The following is a 421-nucleotide window of genomic DNA, read 5'->3' on the forward strand; positions in this document are numbered from 1 at the left end:
TAGCCACGCGCAACCCCCGCCCCGCCAATGTAGAGCTCGCCCACCGCCCCGAGCGGCACCGGCCCACCATGAGCGTCAAGCAGGTAGATCCGCGTGTTCGCAATCGGACGCCCGATCGGGACAACTGGCCCGTCAAAATCAGCCGGGCAATTCCAGGCTGTAACGTCGATAGCAGCCTCCGTGGGACCGTATAGATTGTGCAGGCCAGTCCAAGGCAATACGCGCCGAACCTTCTGCGCAAGCGAGGCAGGAAGCGCCTCACCACTGCACACGAGACGCTGCAGCGATGTGCAGCGATCAACACCATTCGTGTCCATAAAGCTGACCAGCATGGATGGTACAAAGTGTGCAGTGGTGATGCGTTGGCTGATTATCAAGTCTACAAGCGCATCGGGGTCTTTGTGTGCCGCCGGTGGCGCCA

General features: G+C 60.8%; 1 protein-coding gene. It reads right to left on the minus strand.

Annotated features, from left to right (window positions below):
* On the minus strand, positions 1–421 hold a 421-nt coding region (locus AC0L2A_RS36415; RefSeq protein ID WP_473613012.1), incomplete at both ends, for an AMP-binding protein.

The sequence above is a fragment of the Mesorhizobium sp. WSM4844 genome, assembly GCF_055811775.1.